Annotated in this window: 18 protein-coding genes; 8 read left to right on the plus strand and 10 right to left on the minus strand. The window is 61.6% G+C overall.

Features of this window, described 5'->3' with window-relative positions:
* Positions 1 to 52: 52 nt before the first annotated feature.
* Both MOV63_RS23875 and MOV63_RS23880 read right to left on the minus strand, forming a co-directional pair.
* On the minus strand, positions 53 to 352 hold the full coding sequence (locus tag MOV63_RS23875) for a hypothetical protein (RefSeq protein WP_247037574.1): 300 nt from the start codon (positions 350 to 352) through the stop codon (positions 53 to 55).
* An 87-nt stretch (positions 353 to 439) separates the two neighbouring features.
* Positions 440 to 805: a response regulator gene (locus MOV63_RS23880; RefSeq protein ID WP_038543328.1), complete on the minus strand. Its 366-nt coding sequence runs from the start codon at positions 803 to 805 to the stop codon at positions 440 to 442.
* Positions 806 to 1,149: 344 nt separating this feature from the next.
* Between MOV63_RS23880 and MOV63_RS23885 the strand changes: the two genes are divergently transcribed.
* From MOV63_RS23885 to MOV63_RS23905, 5 genes are all read left to right on the plus strand, one after another.
* On the plus strand, positions 1,150 to 1,770 hold the full coding sequence (locus MOV63_RS23885) for a TerC family protein (protein ID WP_038549261.1): 621 nt from the start codon (positions 1,150 to 1,152) through the stop codon (positions 1,768 to 1,770).
* 293 nt (positions 1,771 to 2,063) lie between these two features.
* Complete coding sequence (locus MOV63_RS23890; RefSeq protein WP_038543330.1) at positions 2,064 to 2,573, plus strand: cupin domain-containing protein; 510 nt, start codon at positions 2,064 to 2,066, stop codon at positions 2,571 to 2,573.
* Between the two features lie 199 nt (positions 2,574 to 2,772).
* Positions 2,773 to 3,153: a hypothetical protein gene (locus MOV63_RS23895; RefSeq protein WP_247037576.1), complete on the plus strand. Its 381-nt coding sequence runs from the start codon at positions 2,773 to 2,775 to the stop codon at positions 3,151 to 3,153.
* Between the two features lie 88 nt (positions 3,154 to 3,241).
* Positions 3,242 to 5,761, plus strand: a complete 2,520-nt coding sequence (gene secD / locus MOV63_RS23900; RefSeq protein WP_247037578.1) for a protein translocase subunit SecD — start codon at positions 3,242 to 3,244, stop codon at positions 5,759 to 5,761.
* Between the two features lie 73 nt (positions 5,762 to 5,834).
* Positions 5,835 to 6,272: a YqaA family protein gene (locus tag MOV63_RS23905; RefSeq protein WP_247037582.1), complete on the plus strand. Its 438-nt coding sequence runs from the start codon at positions 5,835 to 5,837 to the stop codon at positions 6,270 to 6,272.
* On the opposite strand, the gene MOV63_RS23910 is transcribed toward MOV63_RS23905, so the two are convergent.
* The 3 genes from MOV63_RS23910 to MOV63_RS23920 are packed head-to-tail and all read right to left on the minus strand — an operon-like array spanning position 6,273 to position 7,876.
* Positions 6,273 to 6,899 carry a TetR family transcriptional regulator gene (locus tag MOV63_RS23910; RefSeq protein ID WP_247037589.1) on the minus strand — a complete coding sequence of 209 codons (627 nt, stop codon included), beginning with the start codon at positions 6,897 to 6,899 and terminating at the stop codon, positions 6,273 to 6,275.
* Positions 6,900 to 6,914: 15 nt separating this feature from the next.
* On the minus strand, positions 6,915 to 7,577 hold the full coding sequence (locus tag MOV63_RS23915) for a class I SAM-dependent methyltransferase (protein ID WP_247037591.1): 663 nt from the start codon (positions 7,575 to 7,577) through the stop codon (positions 6,915 to 6,917).
* Between the two features lie 2 nt (positions 7,578 to 7,579).
* The gene (locus MOV63_RS23920; RefSeq protein WP_247037592.1) at positions 7,580 to 7,876 is read right to left on the minus strand and encodes a hypothetical protein; all 297 of its coding nucleotides are present in this window, start codon (positions 7,874 to 7,876) and stop codon (positions 7,580 to 7,582) included.
* 12 nt (positions 7,877 to 7,888) lie between these two features.
* Between MOV63_RS23920 and MOV63_RS23925 the strand changes: the two genes are divergently transcribed.
* Positions 7,889 to 9,250 carry an APC family permease gene (locus tag MOV63_RS23925; RefSeq protein WP_247037594.1) on the plus strand — a complete coding sequence of 454 codons (1,362 nt, stop codon included), beginning with the start codon at positions 7,889 to 7,891 and terminating at the stop codon, positions 9,248 to 9,250.
* A 3-nt stretch (positions 9,251 to 9,253) separates the two neighbouring features.
* Here MOV63_RS23925 and MOV63_RS23930 read toward each other — a convergent pair whose 3' ends face one another.
* Entirely contained in the window at positions 9,254 to 9,934 is a 681-nt protein-coding gene (locus tag MOV63_RS23930) for an HAD-IA family hydrolase (protein WP_293408611.1), read from the minus strand.
* Positions 9,935 to 10,053: 119 nt separating this feature from the next.
* Positions 10,054 to 10,200, minus strand: a complete 147-nt coding sequence (locus MOV63_RS23935) for a hypothetical protein (RefSeq protein WP_173426748.1) — start codon at positions 10,198 to 10,200, stop codon at positions 10,054 to 10,056.
* Positions 10,201 to 10,304: 104 nt separating this feature from the next.
* On the opposite strand from MOV63_RS23935, the gene MOV63_RS23940 reads away from it, so the two are divergent.
* Positions 10,305 to 11,075, plus strand: a complete 771-nt coding sequence (locus MOV63_RS23940; RefSeq protein WP_247037602.1) for an SDR family NAD(P)-dependent oxidoreductase — start codon at positions 10,305 to 10,307, stop codon at positions 11,073 to 11,075.
* A gap of 60 nt (positions 11,076 to 11,135) precedes the next feature.
* Here the strand turns inward: MOV63_RS23940 and MOV63_RS23945 are convergent, their stop codons facing one another.
* The 3 genes from MOV63_RS23945 to MOV63_RS23955 form a co-directional block, all read right to left on the minus strand.
* Positions 11,136 to 14,315: an efflux RND transporter permease subunit gene (locus tag MOV63_RS23945; protein ID WP_247037604.1), complete on the minus strand. Its 3,180-nt coding sequence runs from the start codon at positions 14,313 to 14,315 to the stop codon at positions 11,136 to 11,138.
* Positions 14,316 to 14,445: 130 nt separating this feature from the next.
* Positions 14,446 to 15,627, minus strand: a complete 1,182-nt coding sequence (locus tag MOV63_RS23950; RefSeq protein WP_038587355.1) for an efflux RND transporter periplasmic adaptor subunit — start codon at positions 15,625 to 15,627, stop codon at positions 14,446 to 14,448.
* A 61-nt stretch (positions 15,628 to 15,688) separates the two neighbouring features.
* Positions 15,689 to 16,483 (minus strand): alpha/beta hydrolase fold domain-containing protein, encoded by a 795-nt coding sequence (locus MOV63_RS23955; RefSeq protein WP_247037606.1) that lies wholly within the window; start codon positions 16,481 to 16,483, stop codon positions 15,689 to 15,691.
* Between the two features lie 157 nt (positions 16,484 to 16,640).
* Between MOV63_RS23955 and MOV63_RS23960 the strand changes: the two genes are divergently transcribed.
* A complete protein-coding gene (locus MOV63_RS23960) occupies positions 16,641 to 17,576 on the plus strand; it encodes a LysR family transcriptional regulator (RefSeq protein WP_247037608.1) in 936 nt (311 codons plus the stop codon).
* The last annotated feature ends 245 nt before the right edge of the window (positions 17,577 to 17,821 follow it).

Below are 17,821 nucleotides of genomic sequence, written 5' to 3' on the forward strand. Positions count from 1 at the left end.
TCTACCAACTTAATAGAGATTGACGAAGAGTAAAGGTGTTTTCGCGTCTCTTTCAGTTGCACGCCTGTTCAGGCCGCGGCAGCGTCGAGGCTTCGGCGCTCGGATTGGTATTGTTCGGCGTCCCCGGCGGCTGGCAGTGATCTTCCTGATCGACGGTGCCGGTCGTGCTGTTGGTGGTCGTCGGATCGGTGACGCCGGGAAGCGTGGTGACCGGCGAAGCGCCGGAATTGGCATTGGGCGCGGTCGTTGTCGTCCCGGGCAAAGTGGTGGTGGCGTCGGTGCCTGATGTCTGGGCGAGGACTGGCGCCGAAAGCAGGGAAATGGCGGAAAACGCAATGATCCTCATCAGCATGTGAAGGTTCCTCCGGTTGGTCGAAGAAACAACCGGAAGCCACGCCACTTGGTTCCGTTGCGCCGGCCCGTCTTCGGCCAACACTATTCAGCCTGGCATCATGTCGTGGATCGAGGACAGCAGCATGTCGTGCTGATAGGGCTTCGGCAGAAACACCGTGTTGGTCGGCAGGAGCATCGGGTCAAGGCTGACGACGCCCGACGTGATGATGATGCCGATGCTCGGGCGGATGGCGCGTATCCGCTGAGCAAGCTGGATGCCATCCATCGACCCCGCCATGTTCACGTCGGTAAAAACGATGTCGATATCGGACCGGTTGCGGAAGAGTACCATCGCCTCGTCGGCACTGCCTGCTTCCAACACCTGGTGCCCGACCTCTTCCAGCGCATCGAGCGTGGTGAATCGGATTAGCGGTTCATCCTCGACGACGAGGACAACAGCTTTCTGCGCCATAAACGTCTCCTTCATCCATCGGATGTTTGTCCCATGGCCTCCACCGGCGAAAATCCGCTCCGCGATGCGGCAGGTCGGGGACGCGCTCCGCCGTGAGGCCATATAGGAGGCAGGTGAGTCGCGACAAGTGGAACTGAATCCGGACGAAAAACGCGGTTACCCGGATCGGTTGCTTTTCCGCACGCGCCAACCGCTTCGATAATGGATAATGACATTTGACAGAATGCAAAATCCGCTTGCCAAGCGCCCTGAAATATCCTGTACCAATCGCCACGAAAATGTGACTAGAAGAACATCCTCACCTTCCCCCCTCATCCACTCCCGACTCAGGTTCACGCTTCATGATGGAACTCTTCACCGCAGCCGGCTTTGCGGCCCTTCTCGAGGTCATCGCCATCAACCTCGTTCTTTCCGGCGACAATGCCATCGTCATCGGTCTTGCCGCCGCCGGTCTTCCTGCCGAACTGCGCAAGAAGGCGATCCTCTTCGGCATCTCCGCGGCGACCGTACTGCGCCTCGTGTTTGCGGTCGTCGCAACCTACCTTCTGGCGATCAAGGGGCTCCAGCTTGCCGGCGGCCTGCTGCTGGCCTGGGTCTGTTGGAAGATGTGGAGCGAGCTGCGCGAGGGCCAGGGCGACGATGCCCATCTCGCCGCACAAGCCAAGGAAAACGCCGCTCAGAAGACTTTCTTTCAGGCCGCGACCCAGATCGTCGTCGCCGACGTCTCGATGTCGCTCGACAACGTGCTGGCCGTCGCCGGCGCCGCCAAGGAACATTCGACCGTGCTGATCATCGGCCTGATCGTCTCGATCGCACTGATGGGGATCGCTGCCAACTTCGTCGCCAAACTGCTCTCCCGCTTCCGCTGGATCGCCTATGTGGGCCTGGCGGTCATCGTTTATGTGGCGCTCGATATGATCTATCACGGCTCTCTCGAAGTCCTGCCGCTCATCCAAGGCGCATAAATCTCTTCCCCGCCTCTCGACCAGTCATTTGCCCCGCCGGCGCCGATCGCGTTGGCGGGGTTTTCTGTTTTGTCTCCCCCCGGGGAGAAGTACTGGAATGTGACAGTGCCCTGATTTGAAACAGGAAAATTATTCTCTGCTTACCAAGTTCTTTGACATTTGTGACGTTCCCATTGATCATGTTCGGCAAGCAAAGCTACGTGGCCTCCAGCCGGCATGACGCCGGTTAGGGGCTCGCGGACCCCCTACTCGCAAGAGTTGGTGAGCCCCGTCCTAGTCAACGAGAACCGATCTTGAGCGATAGTCACGACGATCATCATCACACTCATGACAGTGACCATGACGGTCATTCCCACGTCGATTGGCGCGAGCACGGCGTGAAAGTCATCCCGGGCAATTCGCTCGATCCCAACACCGCCCAGACCCCCGGCATGAACCGCGCGACCGCGATCAACAACGCCCGTGCGGGTGCCGAAAAGATCTGGGCGGGCACGGTGACGATCCATGCCAACGCCAAGACCGGCGCCCATCACCATGGCGATCTGGAAAGTATCATCTACGTGCTGAAGGGAAGAGCGCGGATGCGCTGGGGCGACAATCTCGAATTCGTGGCGGAGGCAGGCCCCGGCGATTTCATCTATGTGCCGCCCTACGTGCCGCATCAGGAGATCAACGCCAGCCGCGACGAGACCCTGGAATGTGTCCTCTGCCGCTCCGGCCAGGACCCGGTCGTGGTCAACCTCGATATCGAGCCGATCGAGAAGCCGGAAGAAGTGCTCTGGAAGGACCCGATCCACAAATAACGCGGCAATCGATTTCCCGCATGAAATGCAGGGATTGGCGCAAATGCCGCCGCAATCTGTCCTTACGCTTGCACCGACTGGAGATTGACCGCCTCGAACCTCTCCTTTAGAAGGCGGCATTCCGTTCCGAAGCAAGGACTTCGGGATTTTTAACGCTCCGGAGCTGATGCGGATGGCGCTGTTTCCGCAGGACAAGCGGATGAGAGACGGACGTGAACAGGAAAGCCTCCTGTCGCGCTGGCCGGTCTTTGCCGCCGCTCTGCTGATTGCCGCCTTGTTCGGCCTGCTGTCCGGCGTCGTCAAGGACGTCCAGTTCCCCCGCGGCGTCCTTTCGGCTGACAAAAGCAGCGACACTCCGCATCTGACCAAGCGCGAGCCTTTGCGTGCACTTGCCGCCATGGACCGCAAGGACGGAACGGGCGCCCATTGGCATACGGGCGGCGGTGCGCTGGAAGCCCGCGCCATCGAGATCAGCTTCCCGATTTTCGTTTCGGCCTTCGCGTCGAAGCCATCCTCCGATCCGACGGCTCATCCATTCTGGCACGGATCGCTGCCGCGTGCGCCGCCGGCCCGCGCCTGAGATATCGCGCCCCGGCGCTTGCACGACATCAGCATTCTCGCCCCAACCGCTCAACAGAGCGTGACCCGGGCTCAGCAGGATTAAATACATGAGAAACTCCCCATGGTTGGTGACGACCTATCTCGTCATCATCTTCCTCGGCATTCTGGTGGCGCTGCCGAACGTCATTCCGCAATCGACGCTTGGCCGGCTTCCCGCCTGGCTGCCACACAACCGCGTCTCGCTCGGCCTCGACCTGCGCGGCGGCTCGCACCTCGTGCTGGAGGTCGACCGTGCCGACCTGATCAACGAGCGTGTCCAGAGCCTGCTGCAGGATGCTCGCCGGGTTCTGCGCGACAAGAACATCGCGACCACCGCAATCCGCCGCACGGGTGACACCGTGACGGTCGCGCTGCGTGATGCGGCCCAGCGCGGCGCTGCCGTGACCGAGCTCCAGACGCTTGCCAACCCGGTCAACGCCGGCACAACGATCGGCGGCAGCGATCTTGCGATCACCACGCCCACCGACAATACGATCACGATCGCCCAGACCGAAGCAGGCATCAATTCGCACATCACCGGCGCCGTCGATCAGTCGCTTGAAATCATCCGCCAGCGCGTCGACCAGGTGGGCGTCGCCGAACCGACCATTCAGCGCATCGGCTCCGACCGCGTCCTTGTCCAGCTTCCGGGCGAACAGGATCCGGCCCGCCTTCGCCAGCTTCTCGGCTCGACCGCCAAGATGAGCTTCCATCTGCTCGGCCAGCAGGGCGAACAGGGTGTCACCATGCTCGCCGACGAGCGCGGTAACCAATATCCGGTCCTCGACCGCGTCGAACTTTCCGGCGACCGCCTGACCGATGCCCGCGCCGCCTTCGACCAGCAGACCAACGAACCGGTCGTCAACTTCCGCTTCGATTCGGCAGGCGCCAACCGCTTTGCCCAGATCACCCAGCAGAATGTCGGCCGCCCCTTCGCGATCGTACTCGACAACAAGGTGCTGAGCGCGCCCGTCATCCGCACGCCGATCACCGGCGGTTCGGGCCAGATTTCTGGCGGCTTCTCGGTGTCGGAAGCCAATACGCTCTCTGCACTGCTGCGCGCAGGCGCGCTGCCGGCGAAGCTCACCGTCATCGAAGAACGCACCGTTGGCGCAGACCTCGGCGCCGATGCCATCCAGATGGGCCTCTATTCCGGCCTCGTCGGCTTCGTCCTCGTCGCCGTCTTCATCCTGGTTCTGTATGGCACGTGGGGCCTGCTGGCGAACGTCGCGCTGCTGATCCACACGATCCTGACCTTCTCCGCCCTGACGCTGGTCGGCGCGACGCTGACACTGCCCGGTATCGCCGGTATCGTGCTCGGCATCGGCCTTGCGGTCGACGCGAACGTTCTGATCAACGAGCGTATCCGCGAAGAAACGCGTAAAGGTCGAGGCGCCTTCGCCGCCATCGACGTCGGCTTCAACCGCGCTTATTCGACCATTGTCGACGGCAACATGACCGCGCTGATCGCCGCCGCCATCCTGTTCTACTTCGGCTCCGGTCCGGTGCGCGGCTTCGCCGTTACCATGGGTCTTGGCCTGATCATCTCGATGTTCACGTCGGTCGCCTTCGTCCGCGTGACGATGATCGCCATCGCGCGCCGCTACAAGCTGAAGGTCATCAACATCCAGTCGATGTTCCGGTTCAGCCCCTACGACAAGCACATCCAGTTCATGAAGGCGCGCTTCTTCGGCGTTGCGGTCTCGGCCGTCCTGTCGATCGCCTCGATCGGGCTGTTCTTCTATCCGGGCCTGAATTACGGCGTCGACTTCCGCGGCGGCATCCAGATGTCTGTCAAGACGCAAGGCCCCGCCGACCTCGCCAAGTTCCGCGAAGGTCTGAACACGCTCAACCTCGGCGAAATCACGCTGCAGTCCTTCGGCGATCCGAACACCATCCTGGTGCGCGCCCAGCGTCAGGAAGGCGGCGAAGAGGCGCAGACGGCGGCGGTCACCAAGCTGAAGGACGAGGTCACCAAGATCGACTCCACCGCGACCGTCCAGGGCACCGATGTCATCGGCCCGAAGGTCTCGGGCGAACTGGCCGTTGCCGGCTTCCTGTCGGTCTTCATCGCCAGTATCGCGATGCTGATCTATATCTGGGCGCGGTTCGAATGGCCGTTCGCGGTCGGCGCTATCGTCACCCTGGTGCTGGACGTCACCAAGCTGGTGGGTTTCTTCGCCATCACCGGCCTCGATTTCAATCTGACCGCGATTGCCGCGGTGCTGACGATGGTCGGTTATTCGGTCAACGACAAGGTCGTCGTCTACGACCGCATGCGTGAAAACATGCGGCTCTACAAGTCGATGCCGCTGCGCGAACTGATCGACAAGTCGATCAACGAGACGCTGGCTCGAAGCCTCTACACCAACGCCACCGCCTTCCTGTCGCTTCTGCCGATGGCGATCTGGGGTGGCAGCGCGGTCGAAAGCTTCGCGGTCCCCATGGCATTCGGTATTCTCGTTGCCGGCGCATCGTCTGTCTTCATCGCGGCCCCGATCCTGCTCTTCCTCGGCGACTGGCGTAAACGCCACGCCAAGGCGGTGGAAACGGCTGCGGAAGAGGTCGAAAACGCCAAAAAGGCCTGATTGACGATCCAGCAATACAGGAAGGGCGGGTTTCCATCCGCCCTTCTTCATTTGGCTCCGCTATAGGTCGATCATGCTCGATTTTGCCGCCTATGCGGGACTGTTCTCCGCCGCCTTCATCGCCGCCACGATCTTTCCGATGCAATCGGAGGCGATCCTCGTCGGCCTGATTCTCTCCGACCGGTATTCACTCATCGCCCTGCTGCTGGTCGCGTCGGTCGGCAACACGGCGGGGGCCGCCGTGAACTGGCTGCTCGGGTGTGGTGTCGAACGTTTTCGCGACAGCCGATGGTTTCCGGTGCCCCCGGAAAAACTGGACAAGGCACAGGCCTGGTACCAGAAATACGGAAAATGGTCGCTGCTGCTGAGCTGGCTGCCGATCGGCGGCGACGCGATCACGGTCGCGGCCGGCGTGCTCAAGGAACCTTTACCGACCTTCCTGATCCTGGTTTTTATCGGCAAGGCGGTCCGCTATGTGGTGCTCGCCGCCGCGACACTCAGCGTGGCCTGATCAGAGGTCCTGCCCCTCGTAGCCAAAATCGGCAAGTGTCTTCCAGAAATCGCCGAAGAACCGATGCGCGAAGGTTTCGAGCGAAGTGCCCGGCGGCTGTTCGTTCCACAGTTCTCCGCCTGCCCGCAAGGCGCCTATGACCACGGCGGCCAGCAGGCGCACGCGCAGCCGTTCTTCGTCGCTTCGGCTTCGAGCCTTCAGCGCCTCGGTGAGCTTCAGTTCGAGCTTGGCATATTTGAGCTGGTCTCGGGCTTTCAGCGCCGGCGTACTGCGGATCAGTTCGCCGAGCGCCATCGCTCTTTCGTCGGCTGCCGAGACGATGGCGCTGACGAGGCCGTGTTGCACGGTCTTGACCGCCGGCTCGTCCGCTGGCCTCGACGCGATCGCCGCCATCAGATGATCGGCAAAACCGTCCTGCCAGGCGAACACGACCTCTTCCTTGGACGGAAAATAGTCGAAGAAACTGCGTTTCGAGACCTCGGCGCGTTCGGCAATTTCCTCGACCGTCGTGGCATCGAAGCCGCGCTCGAGGAACAGGCTCATCGCCGCTTCTTCGATGCGTTCGCGGGTCTGCCGACGCTTGAGCTCCCGCCGGCCTGCCGTCGCGCCATCAATCGTCTTGATCATTTCATCCGATTTTGTTCAGGCGCCCGCGTCGTCGGCATGGACCGGGCTGCCTTCTGCCTCGGCACGATATCTGGAACGCTCCCGTGTCAGATCCAGCGGCTTGCGGCGGGAAATCCGGTAGACGGCAGCGGGCGGCAGGTTGCGCACGGTGTGGCCGATATGCACGGCCTTCAGACCCAGGCGGTCGAGGATCGGCCGCGGCACGGGGCAACGCGGGCCATAGGTGAACTGGTAGAAGGAACCGCCCGGACGGATATAGGTAAAGGCTCCGCCGAGGATCGCGGTAATCTTGCGCGGCGACATGGAGAGCAGCGGCAGGCCGCTGACGACCGCGCCGACCGGTTCGCCCTCGAAAATATCCTCATGGGCGAGCTTTGCCGCATCCATCTGCAGGATCCGCGCGTCTGGAAAACGCCGCTGCAGGCCGGGAACGAATTCCGGACCGTATTCGATCAGGGTGAGGTCGGATTGGGCAACGCCGCGCGCCAAAAGCGCACGGGTGAATACCCCGGTCCCCGGACCGAGTTCGATGACCGGGCCGTCCAGCGGCGCGATCTCCTGGGTCATCAGTCGCGCGAGCGAATCCCCGGAAGGCGCCAACGCCGCAACCCGCAATGGATTGCTGATCCAGGAACGGAAAAAATGCCAAAAATCCGAAAATGCCGCATCTGCTGTCATGGTCAGAGACTCACCGGTTTGAAAATGCGATCGAGTATTCCGCCGACCTTCACAGCCTGCATGGCAATTCCAAGGCATGGGAACCTCCGCTCAAGAAAAATACGCATATCGGCCGCAGAATTGTGCAGTGCGGCGGCTACACCGTCGTATTTAGAGGATTTTTGCATCGAGTGCAAGTTTTTACGATATTTTCGCCATACCCCTTTTTCCAGGCCGGAACGGGCTGAAACCTCCGCGTTTTTTGGGAACAACCGGCGCTTGTTCTCATTGAACAGTCTCTCGGAGGGAATCGATAACATCAGGAGGAGCTTATGGAAAAGCCCGTAGCGGAACTGGGCGAACAGAAGACGGAACTGCACCGGGTCATGGGTCCTGGACTGCTGCTGCTGTTCATCGTCGGGGATATTCTCGGCACGGGCATCTATGCCCTGACCGGCCAGGTGGCCAAGCAGGTCGGAGGGGTGGTCTGGCTGCCCTTTCTGATCGCCTTCGTTGTCGCCCTCCTCACCGCTTTCAGCTATCTCGAACTGGTCACCAAATATCCGCGCGCGGCAGGCGCGGCACTCTATACCCACAAGGCCTTCGGCATCCATTTCGTCACCTTCTTGGTGGCCTTTGCGGTGATGTCGTCGGGCATCACCTCGGCGGCGACAGCATCGCGGGCCTTTGCCTCCAACTTCGCGACCTCTCTCAGCCTCGATCTCGGCGCCTGGGGCGTACCGCTGATCGCGGTCGGTTTCATCGCGTTGGTCGCTGCCATCAATTTCCGAGGCGTCGGGGAAAGCGTCAGGCTGAACGTTCTGTTGACCGTCGTCGAGCTGACCGGCCTGCTGATCATCATCGGCATCGGCTTCTGGGCGATCGCTGGCGGCCAGGGCGACGTTTCCCGCGCCTGGACATTCGCGACCCCGGAGAACAGCGGCGTCTTCTGGCCAGTCGTCGCGGCCACCACCCTCGCCTTTTTCGCCATGGTCGGCTTCGAGGATTCGGTCAACATGGCCGAGGAATGCAAGGAGCCGAGCCGGATGTTCCCGAAGGTGCTGCTAACCGGCCTTGCCCTCACCGGCCTCATCTACGTTCTGGTGGCCATCTCTGCGATCACGCTGGTACCGGCCAATGAACTCGGCCAGGGCGAGACCCCGCTGCTGAAGGTGGTGCAGGCCGGCGCGCCGGGCTTCCCGATTGGCATCTTCGCGATCATCACCATGTTCGCGGTGGCCAATTCCGCACTGATCAACATGATGATGGCGAGCCGCCTGATCTACGGCATGAGCCGCGAAGGGGTTCTGCCGCAGGTGCTCGGCAAGGTCCATTCGGGCCGTCGCACACCCTATGTCGCGATCGGCTTCACGTCACTGCTGGCGGTCGCGCTGATCCTGTTTGCCGGCGGTGTTCCGGCGCTCGGCGGCACCACGGCGCTGCTGCTTCTCTGCGTCTTTGCGATCGTCAACGTCGCGGTGCTGGTGCTGCGCAAGGACACGGTCGAGCACAGGCATTTCCGCACACCCACCATCCTGCCGGTACTCGGTGCGATCTCCTGTGCCTTCCTCGCCGGCCCCTGGACCGGCCGCGATCCTGTTCAATATCTGATCGCCTCTTGCCTGCTCGGCCTCGGCGTCGTGCTTTGGTTCGCAACCGTCAGCATCATGAAGGCGTCGACCCAGCCTGTCTGATATTCAGGCCTTGCGGCGGATCGACAGCCGCCCGTCCTCGCCGATATGCGGCACCACATCGAGATAGCCGGGTATTTTCGAATGCCCGGTTTCGGTCGGATGGGAATGGGTGGCGGTGATCACCATCACGTCGGCGCCTGCCGCCTCGCCCGCCTGGATGCCGGCCGGCACATCCTCGAACACCAGCACCTCCGAGGGGCTGACGCCGAGCCGTTCCGAGCCAAGGATATAGCCCTGCGGATTGGGCTTGCCGACGGTCACGTCTTCGGCGGTCACCATGTAGCGCGGCTGCGGAATTCCGGCGGCGGCAAGCCGGACCTTGGCGAGTTCGATCGGCGACGACGTGACGATCGCCCAGCGTTCAGGCGGCAGCGCGGAGAGGAATTCCACCGCGCCCGGGATTGGCACCACGCCCTCAACATCCTCGATCTCGCCGCGCAGGATGCCTTCGGCTTCCGCGGCCGGATCGATGCCCGGCAGGTTCAGTGCGCTGATCGTGTCGATCCCGCGCTTGCCATGCATGGTCGGCAGGAATGCTTCCACATCGAAACCCATCTTTGCCGCCCAGCGTCCCCAGACGCGTTCGGCGGATGCGATCGAGTTCAGGATCGTGCCGTCCATGTCGAACAGGAAAGCAGCGTAGGTTTTTTCGGGAAGGGAGATGTCGGCGGCGGGAAGAGGCACTGAAAGTTCCTTTAGCGTCGGATTCCGACTCGGGGAGATGGCCGGAAACTGCCCTCTTCCGAGTAAATGCAATGACGCAGGAAGGCAATTCCCGGCAAAGGCATGCGACCGCCTTCGGGCTATTTCGATCGCGAACGCAGGAATTGAGACAGGGCAACGCCGATCGCGATGCCCACGGCAACACCGATACCGATATTGTCGAAAACGACTGTCCCGAGCACCGTGCCCAGCCCGACGCCGACGGCTATTCCTGTCGCAATGGTCATGTCGGGACCATTGCGCGCCTAGATGGCGAGAGTTTGTCGCACATCCTTGTCTTCCCGCATCGAAGCGATAGAACTTGGCGACCAAGCCGGACAAGGAGGGTGTTTTGGCCAATATTTCTATACGGCATGCGGATCTCGCCGATCGTGGCGTGCTGATCACAGGCGGCGGTTCTGGCATCGGCGCCGCCTTGGTGGAAGGTTTTGCGGCACAGGGTGCCAAGGTCGCGTTCATCGATATTGCCGACGAGCCGAGCCACGAATTGGTGGAACGTCTTTCCAAGACCGCCCCCCATCTGGTCCTCTACCTGAAAGCCGATCTGCGCAACGTCGCGGAAACGAAAGCCGCCGTCGACAGGGCCGCGCAGCAACTCGGATCGCTCTCGGTGCTGGTCAACAATGCCGGCTGGGACGACCGCCACGAGTTCGAGACGGTGACCGAGGAATACTGGGACAACGCCCAGGCCATCAACATCAAGCAGATGTTCTTCGTCACCCAGGCTGCTGTCCCACACCTGCGCAAGGCCGGCGGCGGCGCGATCGTCAATTTCTCCTCGATCGCCTATCTACTCAACATGGGCGGACTGCCCGCCTATGCGACCGCCAAGGCCGGGATCATCGGCCTGACCAAGAGCCTCGCCGGAAAGCTTGGAACAGAAAACATCCGCGTCAACGCCATCCTGCCCGGAATGATCGTCACCGAACGGCAGAAGAAACTCTGGCTGAATGACGACAGCATCACGGCGATGGTCGCCCGCCAGTCCCTGAAGCGGGTGCTGGTGGCTGAAGACCTTGTCGGCCCCTGCCTGTTCCTCGCCTCGAATGCATCCGCGGCCATGACGGCCCAGACAATCATTGTCGACGGCGGTGCTCTCTAGACATAGAAATACCGCGCGGGTTCCCGGTGGAAAGAACCCGCGCGGCGCCGGAGGTAGACCTTACTCCGCTGGAGAGAGAGCGGGAGCCGCCTCCTCCGTACCGTGCTGCCGCAGAGGACGGCTGCCGGTTAGCAAACGTGCCAGCAGGTAGAAGACCGGCGTCATGAAGATGCCGAAGAACGTCACCCCGATCATGCCGGAGAACACGGCGATACCCATGGCGGAGCGCATTTCCGCACCCGCACCGGTCGATACCACCAGCGGCACGACACCCATGATGAAGGCCATGGACGTCATCAGGATCGGACGCAGGCGCAGCCGGCTCGCCTCGACCGCCGCCTGGAACGGTGTCCTCCCCTGGAACTCCAGTTCTCGGGCGAACTCCACGATCAGGATCGCGTTTTTCGCCGAGAGACCCACCAGCACCACCAACCCGATCTGGGTGAAGATGTTGTTGTCTCCACCGGTGAGCCACACGCCCGTCAAGGCGGCAAGCACACCCATCGGCACGATCATGATGATCGCGATCGGCAGCGTCAGGCTCTCATACTGGGCAGCGAGCACGAGGTAGACGAGCAGCAGCGCCAGCGGGAAGACGACGATGCTCGAATTGCCGGCGAGGATCTGCTGATAGGTCAGGTCCGTCCACTCGAACTCGATGCCGGAAGGCAGCGTCTCGTCGAGGATTTTCGTAATCGCAGCCTCTGCCTGGCCGGACGAGAAGCCCGGAGCCGGAGCGCCGTTGATATCGGCGGACAGGAAACCATTGTAGCGGGTCGCCCGTTCCGGACCGGTCTGAGCATCCACCTTCAGCAGAGCCGAGAGCGGGATCATCTGGCCGGACTGCGAACGGACCTTCAATTGGCCGATGTCTTCCGCCTTGGCGCGGAACTTGGCGTCCGCCTGCACCCGGACGCTGTAGGTGCGGCCGAAGGCGTTGAAGTCGTTCACATAAAGCGAACCGAGATAGATCTGCAGCGTTTCGAAGACGTCCGTCACCGAGACGCCGAGCTGTTCGGCCTTGGCGCGGTCGAGATCGGCATAGAGCTGTGGCACGTTGATCTGGAAGCTCGAGAAGATGCCGGCAAGTTCCGGCGTCTGATAGGCCTTGGCGATCACCGCCTTGGTGGCCTCGTCGAGCGCCTGGTTCCCAAGACCTGCACGATCCTCGATCTGCAGCTTGAACCCGCCCGTCGTTCCGAGACCGTTGACCGGCGGCGGCGGGAACATGGCGATATAGGCGTCCTGGATGGCGCCGAACTTCTGGTTCAGCTGCATGGCAATCGCACCGCCCGAGAGCTCCGGCGTCTTGCGGTTCTCGAAGTCGTCGAGAACTGCGAAGACGATGCCGGCATTCGAGCCGATCGTGAAACCGTTGATCGACAGGCCCGGGAAAGCGATGGCATGTTCGACGCCAGGCTGTGCCAGGGTGATCTCGCTCATCCGCTTGATCACGTCTTCGGTGCGGTCCAACGTAGCGCCGTCCGGAAGCTGGGCAAAGCCGATCAGATACTGCTTGTCCTGTGCCGGCACGAAGCCGCCCGGCACCGCATTGAACATGCTGTAGGTCGCACCGACGAGAGCCAGATAGATGATCATCACCAGGCTCTTGCGCGAGAGCAACCCGCCGACCGTGCGGCCGTAGCCGTTGGAAGCCGCACCGAAGACGCGGTTGAAACCACGGAAGAACCAGCCGAAGATCGCATCCATGAACCGGGTCAGCCAATCCTTCTTGGCGTGATGGTCCTTGAGCAGCAAGGCAGCAAGTGCTGGCGACAGCGTCAGCGAGTTGATCGCCGAGATGACGGTCGAAATCGCGATCGTCAGCGCGAACTGCCGGTAGAACTGCCCGGAAAGCCCGCTGATGAAGGCGAGCGGCACGAAGACCGCGACCAGAACCAGCGCGATCGCGATAATCGGACCGGAGACTTCCTTCATCGCCTTGTAGGTCGCCTCACGCGGACTTAAGCCGCCCTCGATATTGCGCTCGACGTTTTCCACCACGACGATCGCATCGTCGACGACGATACCGATCGCCAGCACGAGGCCGAACAGCGTCAGCGCGTTGATCGAGAAGCCGAAGGCATACATGACCGCAAACGTGCCGATGATCGAGACGGGAACGGCGATCAACGGAATGATCGACGCACGCCAGGTCTGCAGGAAGATGATGACCACGAGCACGACGAGCGCGATGGCTTCGAGCAACGTGTCGATGACCTTCTCGATCGATGCGCGCACGAATTTGGTCGTATCGTAGACGATCTCGTATTTCACGCCCTGCGGCATCGCCAACTGCAACTGGTCCATGGTCGCCTTGACGTTGTCGGCGATCTCGATCGCGTTGGAACCGGGTGCTTGAAGAACGGCAACGGCGACTGCCGGCTGACCATCGAGCAGCGAACGCAGGGTATAGTCTGCTGCGCCGAGCTCGATACGCGCGACATCCCGCAACCGGGTGATTTCACCGTTCTGACCGCTCTTCACGATGATATTGCCGAACTCTTCCGGGGTGCGCAGGCGCCCCTGGGCATTGACGTTGAGCTGCAGGTCGACACCCGGCTGGGTCGGCGAGGCACCGATAATGCCCGCCGCCGCCTGGACGTTCTGTGACCGGATTGCGTTCGAGATATCGCTTGCGGCCAATGAATGTTCGGCAGCCTTCTGCGGATCGATCCACACGCGCATCGAATAGTCGCCAGCGCCGAATACCTGCACCTGGCCGACGCCCTGGATGCGGTTCAGCCGGTCCTTGACGTTGAGCGTTGCATAGTTGCGCAGGTAGGTGATGTCGTATCGGTCTGAGACGAGGTTGACCACCATGATGAAGTCCGGCGAGCTCTTGACGGTCGTCAGGCCGATCGAACGCACTTCTGCCGGCAGGCGCGGTTCAGCCTGGCTCACGCGGTTCTGAACGAGCTGCTGCGCCTTGTCCGGATCGGTGCCGAGCTTGAAGGTGACGGTCAGCGTCATCACGCCGTCGGAGGTCGCCTGGCTGGACATGTAGAGCATGTCCTCGACGCCGTTTATCTGCTCTTCGAGCGGCGTCGCGACCGTTTCGGCGATGACCGTCGGATTGGCGCCAGGATAGACGGCACGCACGACGATCGAAGGCGGGACCACATTGGGATATTCTGAAATCGGCAGAGACCGCATGCCGATCAGGCCCGCGACCACGATGAGGATCGACAGCACGGCCGCAAAGACCGGTCTGTCGATGAAAAACCTGGAAATATTCATGTCAAAGCCCTCTCTCCGGGGTTGAACAAGAGGCGAAACGGCCCCGGCTCGCGGCCGACAAGGCCGCAAGCTCCACGAACCGGAACTGGATGAGTGTTGGAAAGCGGCGGACTAGCCGCCGCTCAGAGCATTACTTGTTGGCGACTTTCGCCTCGTCCTGCGGCTGAACGACAGCACCAGGACGGATACGCTGCAGGCCGTTGACGACGATCCGGTCGCCCGGATTGAGGCCCTTCTCGACGATCCGCATGCCGTCGACCGCCGTGCCCAGCTCCACCTGCCGGTACGCAACGGTATTGGCCGCATCGACCACGAAGACGAACTTCTTGTCCTGATCGGTGCCGACAGCCTTTTCACTGACCATCAGGTGATCCTGCGCCTTCGGCTGGCCCATGCGAACCCGCACGAACTGGCCCGGGATCAGCTTGCCGCCCGGATTGTCGAAGACGGCGCGCACGCGGATCGTGCCGCTCGAGGCATTCACTTCGTTGTCGATGAGCTGCAGCTTGCCACGGATCGGCGTGCCGTTACCGGCGAGCGTGCTGACCTCGACAGGCACCTGTTCGATCGCCGGTACACCGTCGACGAGCGGAAGGTCGTTGAGCGTACGGGACACCAGTTCTTCGCCGGCGTCGAAGCTCGCATAGATCGGATCGGCCGAAACCAGCGTCGTCAGCGGAGCGGACGCGGAACCCGCTGCCACCAGATTGCCGACGGTGATTTCCAGCCTGCCGGCCCGGCCGGCGATCGGTGCCCGGATCTCGGTATAGTCGAGATTGAGCTGCGCCGTCTTCAGGGCCGCCTTGGCGGATTGAAGATTGGCGAGCGCCTCGCTCTGGGCGCTCTGGCGCTGGGCGAGATCGCTTTGCGAGATGGTATTCTTGGAAGCGAGGTTCTTGCCGCGATCGAGTTCGGTATTGGCAAGCTCGACCTTCGCCTGCGCCGATGCCACCTGGCCTTCAGCCTGTGCGACCGCCGCCCGGTAGGGCTCCGGATCGATGCGGACGAGCAGGTCGCCCTGCTTCACCAGCCCGCCTTCGCGGAAATGCACCGACTGGATGGTGCCGGTGATGCGCGGCCGGATTTGAACGCGATCGACGGCTTCCAACCGGCCGGAAAATTCCTGCCAGGTGGAAACATTGCGTGGTTCGACGGTGGCGACCGTCACGGGAACGGCCGGAGCCGCAGCAGCCGTTGCAGGCGCGGCATGGGCGCCCTGCGGCAGATCGAGATAGACAGAGGCGCCCGCAATCAGCGCAGCGGTGCCCAATCCAGTGCCCCATAGGGCCCAGCTTTTGATCTTCGAGGTCATTGGTAGTCTCCTTACGGCCTTGGGAATTGACCGTTATTTGCCTTCAAAATAATTCATGCTACTAACTTAACTCTCGGACGAAGCTCGTGAATTCGGCACAAAGTGCTGTCATCCATTCGCCGTCGCCCTCTCTGTAAATGCCCGTCCAGCCGCAGCTGGCAGGGAAGATCTTCTGCTTGACCGAAACGCCGGCCTCGCTCAGGCGCGTTGCATAACCTACCGTTTCATCGCGCAGCGGATCGTCTTCCGATGTCACGATAAGAGCCGGTGCGACACCCGAAAGCCGCGAACAGAGGCAGGGTGCCGCATAAGGATGCTGGAACCCGCAATGGGAGCCGAGATAATGGCTCCAGCCTTCCGCCCAACGTTCGCCCATGCCGATATCGTCCGCCTTGCGAAACGATCGGGTGGCCATCATCGGGTCGATCATCGGCGACAGCAAAATCTGGCCGTTCAGCTCGCCGGGCATCAGGTCACGCGCCTTCAGCGCCACGCCGGCCGCAACATTGCCGCCCGCCTCGTCACCCGCCACAAAAAGCTGGGACTTGGCACTGCCAAACTGTTTGCGCCGGCCGGCAAGGCACTGGAGCGCCGCAAATGCGCATTCCATAGCCTGCGGAAACATGTTGTGCGAAACGCTGCTGTAATCGGCTTCCAGTACCACGGCCCCTGCTTCCGCCAGCGCCTTGGCGACCGGACGTTCGTTTTCGGCCCGCAGCTCATTAAGAAACGCACCGCCCCGCAGGTAAAGCACCAGCGGCGGAACCTTGCCCTTGGCAGCGCCTTCATAGACGCGCATGGGGACAGCCGGCTTGGCCGACTTGTCAAATGCGATATTTTCCCACTGCGCAATCATTGAAAAACCCTCGGGCAAACCCCTAGTAAAAACGGGGTGCTTGCCGTCAATCTTGAACCTGATATTATTATTCGGGTGAAAACACACAAGCTAACGGCATTCGACAACACTATTCCATATTTCGGAACAATGTTGCGGCGCAGCAGGAATCAAGGCAATGGATCAGCTTTCGGCAATGCGCGTATTCGTTCGCGTCGTGGAAACCGGCAATTTTACCCGGGCTGCGGCCACTCTCAATATGCCCAAAACGACGGTGACCAATCTCGTCCAGAGCCTCGAGAGCCATCTGCGCACGACGCTGCTCAACCGCACCACCCGCAAGGTGATGGTGACGACGGATGGCGCGCTCTATTATGAGCGCGCCATGCAGATAATCTCCGAACTCGACGAGCTCGACGGCAGCATGTCGAATTCGCAGAGCCAGCCATCCGGCCGGCTGCGCGTGGAAATGGCCGGCGCCTTCGCCGATTTGCTGGTCATTCCGAATTTATGCGATTTCCATAAGCGTTTTCCGCAGATCAGGCTCGATATCGGCGTCGGCGACCGGCTGGTCGACTATATCGCCGAAAACGTCGACTGCGCCCTGCGCGCCGGCACCCCGACCGACCAGTCGCTGATTGCCCGCAAGGTCGGCGAGATCAGCATGTCGGCCTATGCAGCACCTCTCTACATCCGCAACTTCGGCGCCCCTGAACGCCCGCAGGACCTGCAGGAAGACCATCTGGCCGTCGGTTACCTGAACGCCCAGTCCAGCCGGGTGAGATCCATGGAATTCCGTCGCGACGACGAAAACCTGGAAATCACGCCCCGATACGTCGTCTCCGTCAACGATGCCCGGACCTATGTGAACGCAGCGATTTCCGGCATGGGCATCATCCAGTCGCCGCGCTTCATGGTGAAGGAGACGGTGGAGAAGGGCGAATTGGTCGAAGTTCTCTCCGACTGGCACTGCGCGTCGCTACCCCTCTACATCGTCTATCCGCAGACCCGCCACCTCTCCAACAAGGTGCGGGTCTTCGTCGATTGGCTCGCCAAGCTGGTTCAGAATCTCAAGGTCGAGGAAAGCCGCGAGCAGATGCGCAAGGCAAGCTAGGCCCGTTTTACCAACGAGGCGACGAAAGCCCGAATGTCAGGCGACGTCTTGAGAACTGAGTATCACTGTCCCAGCGAGGCGTCGCCCCAGAAGGCAATGAATGCCACCCTTTCCGTCATCGTCTGCTGCCTAGGTGTTTGATCCCGGCATTTGATGGTGCATCATTTTCCTTGGCATGGAGGGAAGCACTATGGGCCAGGTTTTACATGGGAGCGCCACGACGACAGAGGCAGTCCGTCGAGCAA

Origin of the sequence: Neorhizobium sp. SHOUNA12A (genome assembly GCF_023006505.1) — a bacterium.
GTDB lineage: Bacteria > Pseudomonadota > Alphaproteobacteria > Rhizobiales > Rhizobiaceae > Neorhizobium.